The 16,984-nt window shown below is 73.5% G+C and carries 14 protein-coding genes; 4 read left to right on the top strand and 10 right to left on the bottom strand.

The window, feature by feature from the left end; all coding sequences use genetic code 11:
- Positions 1–120 precede the first annotated feature (120 nt).
- The 4 genes from ACIOGX_RS16570 to ACIOGX_RS16555 all read right to left on the bottom strand — a co-directional run bounded on the left by ACIOGX_RS16570 (position 121) and on the right by ACIOGX_RS16555 (position 4,105).
- Positions 121–204 (bottom strand): putative leader peptide, encoded by an 84-nt coding sequence (locus ACIOGX_RS16570; RefSeq protein ID WP_326614601.1) that lies wholly within the window; start codon positions 202–204, stop codon positions 121–123.
- A 121-nt stretch (positions 205–325) separates the two neighbouring features.
- Entirely contained in the window at positions 326–853 is a 528-nt protein-coding gene (locus tag ACIOGX_RS16565; RefSeq protein ID WP_383963179.1) for a GNAT family N-acetyltransferase, read from the bottom strand.
- Positions 854–921: 68 nt separating this feature from the next.
- Positions 922–2,178, bottom strand: coding sequence for a GAF domain-containing protein (locus ACIOGX_RS16560; protein ID WP_401914232.1), 1,257 nt, complete (start codon positions 2,176–2,178; stop codon positions 922–924).
- A 271-nt stretch (positions 2,179–2,449) separates the two neighbouring features.
- Positions 2,450–4,105 (bottom strand): acyl-CoA dehydrogenase family protein, encoded by a 1,656-nt coding sequence (locus ACIOGX_RS16555; protein ID WP_401913832.1) that lies wholly within the window; start codon positions 4,103–4,105, stop codon positions 2,450–2,452.
- A 17-nt stretch (positions 4,106–4,122) separates the two neighbouring features.
- On the opposite strand from ACIOGX_RS16555, the gene ACIOGX_RS16550 reads away from it, so the two are divergent.
- Positions 4,123–5,289, top strand: a complete 1,167-nt coding sequence (locus tag ACIOGX_RS16550) for a YihY/virulence factor BrkB family protein (protein WP_129768895.1) — start codon at positions 4,123–4,125, stop codon at positions 5,287–5,289.
- Here ACIOGX_RS16550 and ACIOGX_RS16545 read toward each other — a convergent pair.
- From ACIOGX_RS16545 to ACIOGX_RS16530, 4 genes are read right to left on the bottom strand one after another with little or no spacing between them, the layout of a single operon-like run.
- Positions 5,286–8,420, bottom strand: a complete 3,135-nt coding sequence (locus ACIOGX_RS16545) for an SAV_2336 N-terminal domain-related protein (RefSeq protein ID WP_401913829.1) — start codon at positions 8,418–8,420, stop codon at positions 5,286–5,288. The genes ACIOGX_RS16550 and ACIOGX_RS16545 overlap by 4 nt on opposite strands.
- On the bottom strand, positions 8,410–9,414 hold the full coding sequence (locus ACIOGX_RS16540) for an AAA family ATPase (protein ID WP_401913826.1): 1,005 nt from the start codon (positions 9,412–9,414) through the stop codon (positions 8,410–8,412). The genes ACIOGX_RS16545 and ACIOGX_RS16540 overlap by 11 nt, the downstream gene beginning before the upstream one ends.
- 43 nt (positions 9,415–9,457) lie before the next feature.
- Positions 9,458–11,500, bottom strand: a complete 2,043-nt coding sequence (locus tag ACIOGX_RS16535) for a trypsin-like peptidase domain-containing protein (protein WP_401913823.1) — start codon at positions 11,498–11,500, stop codon at positions 9,458–9,460.
- Positions 11,497–11,949 carry a CU044_2847 family protein gene (locus tag ACIOGX_RS16530; RefSeq protein ID WP_401913820.1) on the bottom strand — a complete coding sequence of 151 codons (453 nt, stop codon included), beginning with the start codon at positions 11,947–11,949 and terminating at the stop codon, positions 11,497–11,499. The genes ACIOGX_RS16535 and ACIOGX_RS16530 overlap by 4 nt, the downstream gene beginning before the upstream one ends.
- Before the next feature lie 130 nt (positions 11,950–12,079).
- Between ACIOGX_RS16530 and ACIOGX_RS16525 the strand changes: the two genes are divergently transcribed.
- Positions 12,080–12,820, top strand: a complete 741-nt coding sequence (locus ACIOGX_RS16525) for a helix-turn-helix domain-containing protein (RefSeq protein ID WP_356510401.1) — start codon at positions 12,080–12,082, stop codon at positions 12,818–12,820.
- On the opposite strand, the gene ACIOGX_RS16520 is transcribed toward ACIOGX_RS16525, so the two are convergent.
- Positions 12,760–13,182 carry a VOC family protein gene (locus tag ACIOGX_RS16520; protein WP_356510545.1) on the bottom strand — a complete coding sequence of 141 codons (423 nt, stop codon included), beginning with the start codon at positions 13,180–13,182 and terminating at the stop codon, positions 12,760–12,762. The genes ACIOGX_RS16525 and ACIOGX_RS16520 overlap by 61 nt on opposite strands.
- Positions 13,183–13,362: 180 nt before the next feature.
- On the opposite strand from ACIOGX_RS16520, the gene ACIOGX_RS16515 reads away from it, so the two are divergent.
- Positions 13,363–14,196 (top strand): response regulator transcription factor, encoded by an 834-nt coding sequence (locus tag ACIOGX_RS16515; RefSeq protein WP_401914229.1) that lies wholly within the window; start codon positions 13,363–13,365, stop codon positions 14,194–14,196.
- Positions 14,189–15,304, top strand: a complete 1,116-nt coding sequence (locus ACIOGX_RS16510; RefSeq protein ID WP_384764035.1) for a sensor histidine kinase — start codon at positions 14,189–14,191, stop codon at positions 15,302–15,304. The genes ACIOGX_RS16515 and ACIOGX_RS16510 overlap by 8 nt, the downstream gene beginning before the upstream one ends.
- Before the next feature lie 113 nt (positions 15,305–15,417).
- Here ACIOGX_RS16510 and ACIOGX_RS16505 read toward each other — a convergent pair whose 3' ends face one another.
- A complete protein-coding gene (locus ACIOGX_RS16505) occupies positions 15,418–16,308 on the bottom strand; it encodes a S1 family peptidase (protein WP_356510395.1) in 891 nt (296 codons plus the stop codon).
- Between the last annotated feature and the right edge of the window lie 676 nt (positions 16,309–16,984).

The following is a 16,984-nucleotide window of genomic DNA, read 5'->3' as shown; positions in this document are numbered from 1 at the left end:
CATGCAGGAGGGCGGCTCTGAGCCGCACACCCGCGCGTGGGCGCGGCGGTGCGCGGCTGAGGATCTCAGAGAGAATTCAGGACAGCGGGAGAGCGCTGGATCGCGGCGGTGCCGGGACTCTCAGCCCGCCGGACAGATGGCGCTGGACATGCGGCCGAGGTCGACGTGCAGCCGACTCACCAAGGCAATTCCAGCTCGGGACATGACGGAAGCGTGTCACGCGGATCTCCGGGCAGTCCACTGCCGTCCATGATCTGGACTCAGGTGTCCCATGATGCGAGACGATGTGGTGCCCGTCACGGGCCCGGCGGGTTTAGGGCCTGGTCTACGGCTCCTCTTCGATCTTGGTGTCGAAGAGCCGGAAGCCCCGGCGCAGGTAGTTGTCCATGGCGTACGGCCCGTCCTTCGAGCAGGTGTGCAGCCAGACCCGCTTGGTCGGCTCCGTACCCGGCCACCGCTCGGCCAGGTCCCAGGCCCTGGCCACGCCGTACGACAGCAGATGGCCGCCGATCCGCCGGCCGCGGAAGGCCGGTATCAGCCCGAAGTAGACGACCTCGACCGTGGCACCGTCCTGCGCCGCCAGCTCGATGTACCCCGCCGGGGTGCCCCGCTCGTACGCCACCCAGGTCTCCGCCCCGGGCGCGGCGATGATCTCCTGCCACCGCTCCCGCGTCAGCGCGAGCCGGTCGCGCCAGCTCACATCGTCACCGACGGCCGTGTACAGGAACCGGCTGAACTCCGCCGACGGCACCTCCGCCCGTACGATCCGCACGTCGCCCCCGGGCGCGGCGGCGGGCCGCAGATCGTCGGGCGAGGTCTGTTCCAGGGACCAGGTGGTCACGGAGATGCTCATACCGGACAGAGAACCACGCCGCCCGAACCTTCCGGGACGCGGCCCTGGGGACTCGGGCTCCGCCGGCGTCACGGACAGGGCAGCCGCCGCGCGCCGAGCACCGCGGGCGCCGTCGAGTGCGGCAGCAGATCGGCGGGGTCCTCGGGCCGTACGACCTCCACCTCGACCTCCTCGCTGAAGCGGTAGGGCCGGTGCGCCAGCACGCCCGACAGATGGCGCCGCACCCGCGACATCTCGGCCCGTACGGTCACCGTCCTGGTGGGGTCGCCGAACACATCGCCCGCCAGCTCCGCCGCGCTGCGCCCGGCCCGGTGCACCGCCAGGATGTACAGCAGCTCGGCATGGCGCGGGGTCAGCTCCTGCGCCCAGCCGCCCGCCGACCCGGACACCGCGACCGACCAGCGCCGGGGGCGGCTCAGGTCCAGCACCACCCGGCTGGGCGTCTCGGTGGGCGGACACTCCTCGTCCACTTGCAGGAGCCAGCCGCCCGGCAGCGGCTCGACCGTGCACATGCCCAGCGAGGGCTGCCAGAGCCGGCCCGCCCGCAGTGTCTTCGGCAGCGGCAGCCGGTCCACCGGCGGCATGCCCGTCACCGCCGCCGTCCAGCCATCGGGGTCGACCGCCAGGGCGCGGCCCCCCAGCCGGCACAGGATCGGCGCCGCCACCGAACGCAGCCGCTCCACGGCCCGGCCGTGCCGCTGGCGCAGCTCGCTCTCCGCGAGCCGGGCGACGGAACTGACCAGCGCCAGCGTCGTCGGATGGAAGCCCGTCGCCGGGCCGCTCACATCGACCACACCCATCAGCCGCCCGTCGCGCGGATCGTGCACCGGCGACGCCGCGCAGGTCCAGGTGTGCAGGTCATGGACGAAATGCTCGGCGGAGTGGACCTGCACCGGCCGGCGCACCGCCAGTGCCGTACCGATCGCGTTGGTCCCCATGACCCGCTCGGACCAGGCGGCGCCCTCCGCGAGCCTGACGTCGTCCGCCTGCCGCAGCGTGGCGACACCGCCCTCCCGCCACAGCACCCACCCCTCGTCGTCGGTCACCACCATCACCTGGCGCGAGGAGTGGACGATCTCGCGGAGGGCACCGCTGAGCGTGTCCATCGCCTCGCCCAGCGCGGAGGCCCGTCTGCGCCGCTCCAGCTCGTCCGGCTCCAGCGGCACACCGTTCGCGGACCGGTCGGGATCCAGCCCGATATCGAGCATCCGCCGCCAGGACGCCTCGATCACCGGCCGGGGAGCCACCGGCGGCGGCTCGCCCGCGAGCGCGGCGTCCCGTACCCGGTGCAGCAGCCGGGCGGCCCGCGCACCGTCCATGGCCATGAGCCGTGCCAGATCGAGCGGCACGTCGTGCGGTGGTGTGTCCTTGTCGTTCAGTGGTGCGTCGTCCTTCAGCGGTACGTCCTTCATCGGGCCCCCGTGTCACCTGCGGTGCTTTGGAATATCCAGCGCACCCGCTTGCAACGGCCTGCAACTCTGGCGGACCGCGGGTGAGCGCGTGAAAGTGAAAGCAAGTCAGGGGTGGTGCCGTGTCGGCGCGGCGCCACCCCGGCTTGCCGCCGGACAGCGCCTCGGCCCTGTCCGGCGGCCCCCGCTAAGTCCCGTCCGGCCGTGCCCGGTCCACGACCGACGCCAGATCGAGCGTGGGGGGCAGCGTGCCGAAGGCCGTACCCCAGTCCCCGCCCAGCCGGGAGGCGCAGAACGCGTCGGCCACCTCCGGCGGCGCCCACCGCACCAGCAGCGAGCCCTGGAGCACCAGCGCCAGCCGCTCCACCAGCCGCCGGGCCCGCGCCTCCACGCCGGACAGATCGGCCAGTTCGGTCAGCAGCCCCTTGATCGCGCCGTCCAGCCGGTGATCGGCTCCCCGCGCCTCGCCGACCTCCCGGAGCACGGCGTTCAGCGCCTCGGGTTCGCGCTGGAGGGCCCGCAGCACATCAAGGGCCTGCACATTCCCCGAGCCCTCCCAGATCGAGTTGAGCGGCGACTCGCGCAGCAGCCGCGGCATACCCGACTCCTCCACATAGCCGTTGCCGCCCAGGCACTCCAGGGCCTCGGCCGCGACCGGCGTACAGCGCTTGGTCACCCAGTACTTGGCCGCGGGCACCGCGAGCCGCAGGAAGGCCCGCTCCCGGTCCGCGCCGTCCCCGCCGTTCTGGACGGTGTCGTACGCGGACGCCAGCCGCAGCGCGAGCGTCGTCGCCGCCTCCGACTCCAGCGCCAGATCGGCGAGTACGTTGCGCATCAGCGGCTTGTCGATCAGCTCACCGCCGAACGCGGCGCGATATGTGGCGTGATGCACCGCCTGCGCCACCGACTGCCGCATCAGCGCGGCCGAGCCCACCACACAGTCGAGCCGGGTCGCCGCCACCATCTCGATGATGGTGCGCACCCCGCGGCCCTCCTCGCCGACCCGGTGCGCCCACGTCCCGTCGAACTCGACCTCGGCGGACGCGTTGGAGCGGTTGCCCAGCTTGTCCTTGAGCCGCTGGACACGGAACACGTTGCGGGTGCCGTCGGCCAGCACACGCGGTACGAGGAAACAGGTCAGACCGCCGGGCGCCTGCGCCAGGACGAGAAAGCCGTCGCACATCGGCGCGGAGCAGAACCACTTGTGTCCCGTCAGCAGATACTCGCCGGCCGCGTCCAGCGGCACCGCCCGCGTCGTGTTGGCCCGTACGTCGCTGCCGCCCTGCTTCTCCGTCATGCCCATCCCGAAGAGCGCGCCGGCCTTCTCCGCGGCGGGCCGCAGCCCCGGCTCGTACCGGTGGGAGGTCAGCCTCGGCTCCCACTCGGCGGCGAGCGCCGGCTCCGTACGCAGCGCGGGCACCGCGGCGTGCGTCATCGACACCGGACAGCCGTTCCCGGCCTCCACCTGCGTCCAGAGGAAGAAGCCGGCCGCACGGCGCAGATGGCCACCGGGCCGGCCCCAGGCGTCGGTGAGCCCCGCGCCGACCGAGCGCCCCAGCAGCTGATGCCAGGCCGGATGGAAGTCCACCTCGTCGATCCGGTTCCCGTAGCGGTCATGGGTGCGCAGCTTCGGGGGATTCTCGTTGGCCAGCGCACCCCACTCCTGGGCCTCGGCGGATCCGGCGGCCCGGCCGAGGGCCGTCAGCTCCGCACGGGTCTCGTCGAGGAGTGCGGGCGCGCTGTGCCGCTCCACGCCCTCGGTCAGGGCACGGTCGGCGCTGAAGACGTCGTACCCCACCAGGGGCGGAACCTGGTTGGTCACTGTGTGGGTGCTGGCTGCCATGCCGATACGGTAAGGAGGTGCAGGCAGCAAAAGAAACACCCGAGCGACCAGCGGGTCGACTCCACCGGGCCCGAGTGCTCTATCGCGACGTATCCAAGCGGAAGATGGCCTGGTTGCTGCTGAAGGACACCGTCAACTCGTGCATCGAGTACCGCATCCTGGGTCTCGCGGCCGAGGCGGCGTTCTTCACCCTCCTCTCGCTGCCGCCGCTGCTGCTCGGACTCATCGGGCTGCTCGGCTACGTGGACGACTGGACGAACACCACCACCGTCGCCTCCATCGAGCGGAACATCCTCGCGGCGGCCGGCACGGTGCTCTCGCAGCGCGGTGTCGACGAGATCGCCAAACCCCTGCTCGCCGACATCACGCACGGCGGGCGGCCCGATGTCATCTCGCTCGGATTCGCGATCGCGCTGTGGTCGGGCTCCCGGGCGGTCAATGTCTTCGTCGACACCATCACGGTGATGTACGGGCTCGACGGCCGGCGCGGCATCGTCGCGACCCGGCTGCTCGCCTTCCTGCTCTACATCGTCGCGATCCTGATCGGCGCGGTGGTCCTGCCGCTCGCCGTGGTCGGCCCCGACCGGGTCGTGGAGTTCATCCCCTGGGGCACGGAGGTCGTCAGCGTCCTGTACTGGCCGGTGGTGATCCTGCTCTCCATCGCCTTCCTCACCACGCTGTACCACGTCTCCGTACCGGCGCGGTCGCGCTGGATCGAGGACGTTCCCGGCGGTCTGGTCGCCCTCGGGATGTGGGTGCTCGGCAGCTTCCTGCTGCGGATCTATCTGACCAGTACGGTCGAGGGGCCCACCATCTACGGCTCCCTCGCCGCCCCCATCGCCGTACTGCTCTGGATCGGTGTCTCGGCGTTCGCGGTGCTGGTGGGCGCGGCGGTCAACGCCGCCATCGACCGCGTGTGGCCGTCGGTCGCCACCGCGGCGGCGCGGGCGGCCAACGAGCGGCTGCGCGCGGCCCAGGCGGCGGAGCTGGTGGCCCGCGCGGTCGCGGCGGAGGGACCGGACGGGCCGCAGGACGACGATGTGACCGACCCGGACATGCCGTCGGAGTTCCCGGAGCGCTGGTCCCGGTTCCTGCCGCCGGACGATGTGAAGTCGCGGATGAGGTCGGGGCTGCACGGGGTGCGGGAGAACCGCGACAAGGGGCGTGACGGCCAGGGGAGTTAGGGCCTCTCGGTGTCGTCGTTCTCTCTGCCCACCCAGGTCTCCGTGTTCTCGTCCTCGGCGGTCTCGCCGCCGCCGAACAGACGGCGCAGCCAGGAGGGCCGGGCGACGGGCGTGGCCTCGGGGGGCGGCGCGGCCTCGGCGGGTGGCGCGGTGTCGGGCCGGGGCGTGGGCGCGCTCTGCGGTGCGGTCTGCGGCGTGTTCGGCGGTGCGGCCCCCGGCGCGGTTCCGGAACCCGGCCGGCTCGCCGTGCCGGGTTCCGGCAGCGCGGCGCGTGCGGCCTCCAACGTGCGGCGCCACGCGCGCAGTCGCTCGCGCTCCCGCTCCGCCCAGGCGCCCTCGACACCGTCCAGCGGCTCCCCGTACCAGTGCCCGAGCGCCGCGTCGTACAGCCCGGCGGCGCGCCCGGTCCCGCCCGCCTCCGCCGCACGCGCGGCGGAGGCGGCCAGCTGTTCGGCGAGCGAGAGGTCCAACTCGGTGTCCAGCCGCAGACGGTAGTCGCCTTCGGGGCCCTCCACGGCGTGCCCGTCGTCGAGCAGGGTGTCGATCACGTTCCCGACGAGGGCCGAGTCCCGGTGCGAGGGTGCCTCCCCCAGAGCGAGGCTCAGCTCGAAATCGGACACCGGCTCGCCACGGGCCAGCAGCAGCCTGCTGAGGATGATCTGTGCGTGGCGCGCGGCGGGTGTACGGTCGCGCCCGCCGTGCATCGCCCGCAGCGGGCCCAGCACGCCGTACTGCCAGACGCTGTCCGGTACGGCCGACCTCAGCGCGTCGGCGCCGCGCCGGCGGGTCTCGGGGGCGCCGGAGAGGAGATCCGTGATCGCCGCCTCCAGCGGGGCCGGCAGGGCGTTCGTGGCGCCGAAGGGCTCGACACCGGTGGCGAGTTCGTACAGCACACGGCCCAGGGCGTGGAGTTCGTCGTAGGCGTCGTCCGGGGGAGCGCCCCCGAACCCGCGGAGCTTCACCAGCCCGTCCCGCAGCCGCATGATGGTCGTCAGGGACGGCGGATCCGGCCGGACGCCCCTCTCCCGGGCATGGGCGAGGACGTCGAGCACCTGCGCCGCGATGCCGATGATCTCGGCCACGGGGAGCGGACGGTGTCCGTTCTCCACCAGCAGTTCGCCGAGGGTTCGGCCTTCCAGGGCCTCGCTGACCAGATAGCCGACGTCACCGTCGCCCCCGTGCTCACGCACCTTCACCACACCGGGGTGCCGCAGCAGGGCGGTGGTCTCGTGCTCCGCCCGCGCCCTTTCCACGAGGGAATCTGTCGTCGCCCCCGGGCTGTCGAAGACCTTGACGATGACCGTATGGTCCCGGTCCTGACGCCGGTCCCGGTAGCGGTCGTGCGCCCGCCACACCACACCGTCCGCACCGCGTCCGACGACCTCCGTCAGCCGGTAGCGCCCGACCAGCTCCCGTCCGCCGCCCTCCGGCTCGGGCCCCCGCAGCAGCCGTACGCTCTCCCGGCTCACCAGCGCGAACGGCTCGCCCGGCGCCCGGCCGTACCCCGCCCGGCCGCCGCCGGCGAGCAGTGCCCGGAACTCACCGGGCGCCGAGCCCGCGCGCGACTCGATGACGGCCCCCACCCGTTCGAGCAGGCCGACCGTACGGGCCAGCCCCGTACGCGGCAGCGCACCGAGGAGCAGTTCGCGCACGCCGGGCCGGAAGTCATAGGAACCGGCGGGGCCCGGTACGGCCGTGAGCATGCCGCTCAGCACCACTTCCGCCAGATGCTGCGGCTGCGGACGCTCCTCGATGGCCGCCTGTACGAGCCGCATCACCGGCAGATGCGGTGGGCCGACCGCCAGATGGGCCGCGAGCCGGACCGCCTGCGGAGAGGCGACCGAGCGGAAGCGCAGCACCAGTTCCCTGGCCGGCATGTCACGCGGGATCAGTCCGTCGTCCCTGTCCTCGTCCCTGTCTCCGACTCCGTCCTCGGGGAGCGCGGCGGACGGCCCGGCCGGTGGGCCCGTGGGCAACAGGGCCGCCGCCCCCGGGAATTCGGCGCCGGCCGGGGACGCCACCAGCCCGGCCCAGTGGCCGAGCCAGTCCGGCGTCGGTTCGAGCACCGGCACGGGAACGCCCCGCGCCTCGCCGTCGTACGGCGTGAAGCGCAGCGCGGTGGTGGGGGCGCCGGGACCGGCCGCCGTGAACAGTCCGGGCACCGGTGCGGGCGGGGTGTGCCGCCACATCCGCTCCGGCAGCGGCTGGACCACGGCCACCGGCAGTTCGCGGGTCCACCGCCGCAGCGTCCGGTACCACCGCCGGCCGGCGGCTCCCGCCGCTCCCCGCGGTTCCGGCCGCCACTGCGGGCCCATCGTGTCGCTGAGGATCAGCACCAGCGTCCGTCCGGCCGTCCACTGCCGGGGAGGCACGGAACCGTCCGCGTCGAGCCGTACCAGCTCCAGCGTGCGGAACGCGCCCGTCTGGCCGAAGGCCGTGGACAGATCGCGCGCGAGCGGCTGCCACATGGCCATCGTCGGGCCGCAGTCCAGGACGACCGCCAGATGGAGCCAGCGCTCCGGTGCGGGCCGCAGCTCGGGCAGCCACCGGCCGCGCCGGGCGCCGTGCTCGGCGATGCGGTGCGCGGTGCCCGTCTCGTCCAGTTCCCGTGCGCGCGTCGACGGCACGGTCCTGCGCAGCGGACGCAACGCCCGCTGGACCGCGAGCGGATGGGAGATCATCGGCGGTGCGGGGGCGAGCACCTCGGACCGCGCGTCCGCAGCCGGGGGCGCCGCCGCCCGCCCGCCGAGGGCGCCCGGCGCCAGGCCGTACAGGGCGACCCGGCCGTCCGGACCGTTCGGGGAGGGGGCGCCTCCGGAGCCGGGGACCGGCATGGCCCCGCCGGGAATCCCCCGGGGACCCATGCTCTGGGCCTCCCCGCGGGGGACGGCCGTACGAGGCGCTGTGTCCGGCTCGGGCGGCGGTGGAACGTGCCCGCGCCCGGCTTCGGAGGCGGCGTCCGGCCAGGCGTCCCCGGAGTCCGGCCCGGCGCCCGGCTCGGGTTCGGGCCGTACATGCGTCGCCAGCCAGAGGACCTCGGCCAGCTCCCTGCCGGTCGGCGGGTCGCCGCCCGCCGCCGTCAGCACCTCGTGCAGCGCGGCCGGTCCGGAGAGCGCCCGGTCAGAAGTCATCGGGTTCCGGTGCCCGGCTCAGATAGCTCATCAGCCGGTCCGCCAGCTCGTCGCGCGTCGGCGCTTCGAGCCCCGAGGCCCGGGTCAGATAGATGGCGTTGAGCAGCTGGTCCGTCGCCAGCTCGCCACCGCTGCCCCGCTCCAGGAACCGGTGGACCAGCTCCCGTGCCTGCCCGTCGAGCGGGCCCAGATGCGCCTGGACGATGGCCTCCAGATGCGCCGCCTCCGGCTGCTTCAGCTCCAGCGTGACGCAGCGCCGCAGGAACGCCGGCGGGAACTCCCGCTCCCCGTTGCTGGTCAGAACGGTGAACGGGAACGCACGGCAGCGCACCCGCCCCCGTTCCAGCGCCACCAGCCGGTCCGAGTCGGCGACCAGCACCTGTGCGGTGGTGCGGGTGCGCGCGGCGCGTACCAGCTCGGGGATCTCGTACTGGCCCTCCTCCAGGACGTTCAGCAGGTCGTTCGGGAGATCGAGATCGCTCTTGTCGATCTCGTCGATCAGCAGCGCCCGGGGCCGCTCGTACGGCAGCAGTGCCGTGCCCAGCGGGCCCAGCCGCAGATGGTCCTCGATATTGGTGTGCTCCGGATCGCCGCTCTCGGGGTCCCGGCCCGCCGCGTAGAGCCGGGAGAGCGGGTCGTACTGGTACAGGCCGTCGCCGAGGGCGCTCCGGCTGGTGATGTTCCAGCGCAGTACGGGACCGAGCCCCAACTCCCGTGCCACGGCGTACGCGAGGCTCGACTTGCCGCTGCCCGGAGGGCCCGTCACCAGCAGGGGCCGCCTCAAGTACAGCGCCGCGTTGACCAGTTGCACGCTCTCCTCCGTCGCGCGGTAGGCCTGCGCGCGGTGCACCCGGTCCGGCGAGGGCGCCGGGTCGTCCTGGGGCGGCTCGATCACGGGACCGCCGTCGAAGGCGCGCCAGGGCGGCGGCTCGGGCAACCGCCCGATGCCGTCGTGCGGTTCATCGGCTCCGGTGTAGACGGGCCACAGAGGCATTCCGTTCTCCAGGTCTCGGCTTCGGCGGGGTCGGGCTGCCGGCTCAGCCGACCGGCGACCGGCTCAGCGGGGGGACGTCGGGGAACCACCGCGGATCCTCCCAGACGAAGGAGAGGCCGGCGGCCCAGTGCGGCTCGGGCCCGTCGTGGCCGAAGGCGCGCTTGCGCAGCTCGAAGATCCGCTCGGGCAGATCGCCCGGCGGCAGGACGGAGAGCTGGTCGGCCAGCGCGTTCAGGAACACGGTGCCCCGGCAGGAGTCACCGCAGTCCGCCCCGCCGGCGCAGCCCGTGCGCGGCCACAGCACGATCGGGGCGGGGGCGTCCAGTACCGCGGTGTGCAGCCGGTCCCCCTTGCTCCGCGGCGGTCTGGTCAGCCCCACGGGCCCCAGCACGTCCTGGAGCTGCACGGTCAGCAGCTCGGGCCGCGCGGAGCCCGCGCAGCTGACCGGGTGGACGGGCGAGCCGGGCTGCCGGTCGAGGACGTCCCACATCTTCTTCAGCCGGAACTGGAGCCGTTTGCTGCTCCGCCGGTCATGGTCCATCACCACCACCGGCGCGACACACCCCAGCGGTGTGCTCATCCCCTTGCGCGCGGTCCACTGGTCGACCGGCTTGTTGAGCCAGGCGCGCGGCAGCGCGAACGCGATCAGCTCTCTTCCCTCGGTGTCGATCTCGGCGAACGCGTCATCGATACGGTCCAGCACCCAGGCCCGGACCTCGCGCTCCGGCAGCCGCTCCTCACCGACCAGGCGCCGTCCTCCGTCGCGGTACGCGGACACCCCGACCAGCAGCGCGCCGCGGTCGGCCCCGCTGCGCTTGATCTCGACGAGGATCGGCGACCAGCGGCGGGGGGAGGGGCGAACGGACGGTATCCCGACGGCGGGCGCCGGGATCACGGACACGGCCGGGGCGGGCGCGTGGAGCGCGCTCGCGTGCGGGGCCTCGTACGGTGCGGTGGTGTACGGCGCCGGCGCGTACGGGGCCGGCGCGTACGGTGCGGCCTCCTGCGCGGCGTGCTCGGTGGCGTACGGCATCCGTGGCGCGTGGCTCATGATCCCCACGGCCGTGTGGCTCCCGGTGTGCGGTGCCACGGGCGGTGGATCGTGCCGCGCGCGGTGCGCGCGGGACCAGTCGCGCAGCTCCGTGCCCAGTGTCTCGTCACCGACCAGCCCGGCCAGCCGTACCGTGAGCTCGGCGAGCGGCAGCGCTCCCGGCTCCGGCCGCCCGGCCTCCGACAGCAGATACCAGACCGCCTCCCAGAGGCTGCCCGGCTCTCCGGGCGGCGGCTCGACGCCCAGGGGTCCGACGGCGGCACGCAGCAGTCTGCCGAGGGCGCCGACGAGGGCGGGGGAGGCGGAGGTGCCGTGGGGGTCGGGGGAAGCGTGGGAGCTGTGGGGGCCGGGGGAGCCGTAGAGGGCGGGGGAGCCGGGGAAGCCCGCGCGGGCCACCAGCTCGCGCAGCCTCCGCTTCTCCTCCGCCGGATAGCCGGGGGTGGGGACGAGATCGGCGAGCGGCGCCCAGTACCGGGCGAGGATCCGGGCCGGGATCATCCGGCTGGTGTGGCTCACCGGATCGTGCGAGACGACCATCCCGGCCACCGCGCCGGTGTCCTCCAGCATCACGGCGGCGCCGCTGAACCCGTGGTCGGTCTCCTGCCCATACCCGCGCCAGCCCGCCAGCTGCGCCCACTCGTCGCGGATCAACTGGCGGGCGGTGGAGCGTAATTCGCTCTGCACGCCCTCCTCGTCGTACCCGTAGGGGAAGCCGTACGCCACCAGCTTCGGCGTGGGCGAGGCGTACGGCGCGTCGAGGGGGGCGAAGGCCGCGGGGGCGAGGCCCGGCGGCCGGTCCAGCTCCAGGACGGCCAGATCGCCCGGGTCGCGGTCGCCGCCCGTCCAGGTGTGCCCCCGCAGGACGACCCTGGCCGGTACGGGGGCGAGCCCCGGCGCACCGGGGAACACCACCGAGGCCCGGTCGCCCGTCACCACATGGGCGCACGTCAGGACCGTACGGTCGGCGATGAGGAAGCCGGAGCCCACCGCCCCGTCGGCGTCGATCCTGGCGTGCCAGGCGGGGGAGCGCGTCACCGGCCGGCCGTTCCCGGACTCCCCGCCGGTCCGGAGTCCCCGGCGACCGCAGGACCGACGGCCGCGTCCGGGTCAGCGGCCGGACCCGGGTCAGTGGCCGGGCCCCGGCCGACGGCCGCGCCCGGCTCCCCGGTCGCGCCCGGGTTCCAGGAGAGTTTGACCGTCATATGGCCCTCGGCCGAGGTCTTGGCGATCACCGCCCCCGCCTCCGCCATCAGCTTCACCCCGAACTCCAGCTCCACACCGTCCGGTTTGAGCGAGCCGTCCCGGAACACCGCGAGGGCGGATTCCGCGGCCGAGCGGATCCCCTGGAGCGCCTCGCCGAAGGTGTGGCCCGCCTGTGCGAGAGAGTTGCCGCGCGCCACCGGTCTGGCGCCCGGCGTGTCACGGTCGACCTCGACCACGACGGTGGCACCGCTGTCGGTCGTGAACTCCATCAGTGCCGTCATCGTCGCCCCCGCGATCGAAACGTCCAACGTCCTGCCGGACCTGCCGAACGCCCATTCTGGATCAACGGCCCGCGTCCCGGCGAGGCTTTGGCCTGATCCGCGGCGACGACGAGGCTTTAGCCTGGTCCGTATGTACGAGGAACGGCCGTCGCGGCTGGACGGCGCGATCGTCTGGACGCGGACGGCGGGGGCCGACGACGGCTCCCCTCCCTATCCCGTCCTGCCGGACGGCTGTATGGACCTGCTGTGGATCGGCGGCAGACTGCTGGTCGCGGGGCCGGACACCCACGCGTACGCCCCTGAGGGGATCGCCGGGCTGTACTGCGCCGGAGTGCGCTTCGCTCCCGGGACCGCGCCGGCGCTGCTCGGCGTACCCGCGCACGAGCTGCGCGACCGGCGCGTGGAGCTGGCCGACCTGTGGTCGCCTGCCGAGGTGCGCCGGCTGACGGCCGGGCCGGCGGCGGCTCAGGACCCGGCCGCCGCCCTGGAGGCCGTCGCGCTGCGCCGGGCCGCCGCGGCGGAACCGCCGGACCCGCTGCTCCGGGCGGTCGTCGCCGCCCTGGAAGCGGGCCGTACGGTCGCCGCCACCGCCGATGCCGTCGGCCTGGGCGCCCGGCAGTTGCACCGCCGCTCGCTGGACGCCTTCGGCTACGGGCCGAAGACCCTGGCACGGGTGCTGCGGCTCCAGCGCGCGCTGGCGTTCGTACGGGACGGGGCGCCGTTCGCCGCGGCGGCGCTCGCGGCGGGCTGTGCCGACCAGGCGCATCTCGCCCGGGAGACCCGCGAGCTGGCCGGGCTCACGCTCGGCGCCTACGCGGCGCTGGCGAACAGCGAGACCGCGCAGCCGTCCGGGTCGAGCACCACCGCGTAACGCTGTCCCCAGACGGCGTCCCAGGGCTTGAGATGCCCGGTGTGCCCGGCCGCGACCAGCGCTTCGTAGGTCGCGTCCACCTCGGCGGGGCCGGCGCACAGGAAGGCGAGTCCGATCCGCTCGCCGCCCTGCGGCCTGGTCCACCCCGGATCGTAGGAGCGGACGGTCTCCTCCGTGTCCCAGAGGATCCGCAGCCCGCTGGGCAGGGTGGCCTCGGCGTGGGGCGCGGCGTCGGCGCCGGCGGGGACGTCCACACCGAGCAGGCGGTAGAAGGCGAGCGAGGCGGCCATGTCGGAGACGACCAGGCCGACGGCGTCGAGTCGCGGTCTGCCCGGAGCAGGGGTCATGCGATCAGTGGTCATGGGCTCGGGGGCCGTGGGATCAGTGGTCATGCGCCCACCGTACGAACACGGGCCGGGCAGGTCTTGAACGAATCGGACGTGCCGGGATCCGGGGCCGTCGTGGTCTGGCCGTCATGGTTTCGTAAGAGGTGAGAGGCGGTGCACCGGCCACCGCCCGAGGAGACTGGACGTATGCACTCCATCCTGGTCGTCGACGACGATCCGACCGTCGCCGAGGTCGTCACCGGCTATCTGGAACGGGCCGGCTTCTCCGTGGACCGGGCGGCCGACGGCCCCGAGGCGCTGCGGCTCGCCGCCGCCGGCCCGCCCGCGCTGGTGGTGCTCGATCTGATGCTGCCCGGTATGGACGGCCTGGAGGTATGCCGGCGGCTGCGGGCCACCGCGCCCGTTCCGGTGATCATGCTGACCGCGCGCGGCGACGAGGACGACCGGATCCTCGGGCTGGAGATAGGGGCGGACGACTATGTCACCAAACCCTTCAGCCCCCGGGAACTGGTCCTCCGCGTCGAGTCCGTACTGCGGCGCCACAGCGGTGACCAGGGGCGCGCGGCCGGGGCCACGGAGCCCGAGCTGCGGCGGGCCGGTATCGCCCTCGACCTCGCCGGCCGCCGCGCCACCAAGGACGGCAGGCCGCTCGCGCTCACGCTCCGCGAGTTCGATCTGCTGGCCCACCTCATGCGCCATCCCGGCCTGGCGATCGGCCGGGAGACGCTGATGCACGACGTCTGGGGATGGGAGTTCGGTGATCTGTCGACGGTCACCGTGCATGTACGGCGGCTGCGCGGCAAGATCGAGGACGATCCGGCCAGGCCGCGGCTGATCCGGACGGTCTGGGGCGTGGGCTACCGCTTCGACGTGCCGGCCGACGAGGGGGCCCCGGCCGACGACGCGGGCGCTTCCGTGGAGGCCGTACCCGCGCCCGCACATGTACCCGTACCCGCGCCCGCACACGTACACGTACCCATACCTCCCGCACACGTACCCGCCGAAGGGAGCCGGGGGCACCGTGAGTGACATGGCGCTGATCGCGCTGCTGGCCTTTCTCGGCGCCGCTGCCGCCGGGCTGCTCGGCGCGCTGGTCCTGCGGCTGCTGCGGGACCGCTCCGTCGCCGTCGCCCTGACCGTCGTCGCCGCCGTGGCCGTCACCGCGATGTTCGCGGGCACGCTCGTCGTCGCCCGCGCGATGTTCCTGTCCGCCCACGACCTCTCCGTCGTCACCACGGTCGTGGCGATGGCCGCGGTCGTCTCGCTGGCCACCGCGCTGCTGCTGGGGCGCTGGGTGGTCGCCCGCAGCCACGATCTGACGCTGGCCGCCCGCTCGTTCGGCGACGGCGGCAGCTTCGCCGCGCCCGGCGGCGCCTCCACCGCCGAACTCGCCGCGCTGGGGCGCGAGCTGGCGGCCACCAGCGCCAGACTGACCGCCTCCCGGGAGCGCGAACGGGCGCTGGAGACCTCGCGGCGCGAACTGGTCGCCTGGATCTCGCACGATCTGCGGACGCCCCTCGCCGGACTGCGCGCCATGTCCGAGGCGCTGGAGGACGGTGTCGTCCAGGACCCGGAGCGCTACTTCCGGCAGATCAGGGCCGAGGTGGAGCGGCTCAACTCGATGGTCGGCGATCTCTTCGAGCTGTCCCGTATCCACGCCGGGGCGCTGGCGCTCGCCCCGACCCGGATGTCGGCGTACGACCTGGTCGGCGAGGCGCTCGCGGGCGCCGATCCGCTCGCCAGACAGCACGGCGTACGGCTGGTCGGGGGCCGGGTGGAGGCCGTACCGGTCGAGGTGGACGGCAAGGAGATGACCCGCGTCCTCGCCAATCTCCTGGTCAACGCCATCCACCGGACCCCGGCGGACGGCACCGTCGCGGTGGCGGCCGAACGGCGCGCGGGATCCGTGGTGCTCTCCGTGACGGACGGCTGCGGCGGTATCCCGTCCGAGGACCTGCCACGGGTCTTCGACACCGGCTGGCGCGGCACCGAGGCGCGTACCCCGCCCGCGGGCGCGGGCCTCGGGCTGGCGATCGTCCGGGGCATCGTGGAGGCGCACGAGGGCCGGGCCGAGGTGCGCAATGTGACGGGCGGCTGCCGGTTCGAGGTCACGCTGCCCGCGGCGGCCACCGGCTGACTCCCGGGGTGGCCACCCCGGTACGGCACAACGACACCCGCGTACGTCACAACGACACGACGGGCCGCGCACCAGGTGCGCGGCCCGTCGGGCGGTCCGAGGGAGGGTGTCGCTTAGAAGACGCTGACGCCGTAGGCGTTGAGGGCCTCGACGACCGGCTGGAAGAACGTGGTGCCGCCGGAGGAGCAGTTGCCGCTGCCGCCCGAGGTCAGGCCCAGCGCCGTGCTGCCGGCGAAGAGCGCGCCGCCGCTGTCGCCGGGCTCGGCGCAGACGTTGGTCTGGATCATGCCGTAGACGATCTGGCCGCTACCGTAGTTGACGGTCGCGTTGAGGCCGGTGACCGTGCCGCTGTGGACACCGGTGGTCGAGCCGCTGCGCCGGACGCTCTGGCCGACGGAGGGGTTCGCGGCGGAGGTGATGTCCTGGTACGAGCCGTTGTACAGGTACACCCGGCCGTCGGCCGCGGCCGCGTTGGAGTGGCGGATGAGGCCGTAGTCGTTGGTCGGGAAGCTCGTACCGGCCCTGGTGCCGATGTTCCAGGAGGCGCCGATGTTGGTGCAGTGTCCGGCGGTCACGGCGTAGTACGTCGAGCCGCTGCGGACGTTGAAGCCGAGCGAACAGCGGCTGCCGCTGGTGGTGATGGCCTCGCCGCCGGCGATGAGCTTGTTGATCTTGCCGGGGGTGTGCTTGACCGTGACGCCCGCGGCGTCGCCCACGGAGTCCTTGATCGTGGCTATCTCCGCGTTCGAGACCGTGCTGTCGACGGTGAGGACGATCTTGCCGGTGGCCTTGTCCGTGTACCAGGCCGTACCGGCGACGTCCGCTTCGGCGATGGCGGCGCTGGCGGTGGCGAACTGCGCCGCGGTCGGCTGGGGGGCCGGGGCGGGCGCGGCGACGGCCGCCGGGACGGCGATCGCGACGGCGGTCACCAGACCGGAGGCGGCGGCGATGAGCTGGGCTCGTCTGGAAACCGAGCCGAGGGGGGAGAAGCGCTTGAAGGTCACAAAATCCTCCATTGGTGGGGGAACCGCGTGGCCCGTTGGGTGAGCAGGCCGTTGGGGATGCGATCGTCCATGGCCATTCGGTTTTGGCCGTGGACCTGTCAACCGCACGGTCCGAATCGTTGACTCCGCCCGCCCTCGAAGCAAGGCCGACTTCTGGACCGACTGCGAGAGCGGGCCGTCGCGGTCCCCGCGCTCCCCGAAGTCCCGCGGCGGACCGGCCTGTCGGCCGGGCCCGCGGGCCCGGCCGACGGCGGGCGTGTGAGCTGCTGCAAAGCCTGTGCGGATGGCAAAGCGCCGGCAAACGCCCGTCAAAGCCCGTGCCAGGCAGGGGATTTGTGTCCTGACGTCATTCGGCCACGCGGAGAGCCGTCACAAACACACATGCTTCACCGAGGGTGCTGGATGTATGACGCAGCGGTTTCGTGTTCCCGGCGGGAGGAGGATGATCGCTCATATCTATGCGCGTCCGTCGCCCGTTTATGTGACGTACCGCCGAATTGCCCTCGTGTTGATCATGGCTGAATTTCATTGGTACGGGTGTCGAACGGGTGCGCAACGGCCCGAGATGGAGCGCTGATTCGACCGGCGGGGCGCCCTTGCGTACCCGTGTGACGTGTGCTGCGGATGAGCCGAGGACGGTCACGGCGGGCCGCCGCGCCCCGGCACGGCGGCGACG

The sequence above is a fragment of the Streptomyces sp. NPDC088147 genome (assembly GCF_044741565.1).
Classification (GTDB): domain Bacteria; phylum Actinomycetota; class Actinomycetes; order Streptomycetales; family Streptomycetaceae; genus Streptomyces.
This window is presented reverse-complemented; position numbering and strand designations above follow the sequence as displayed.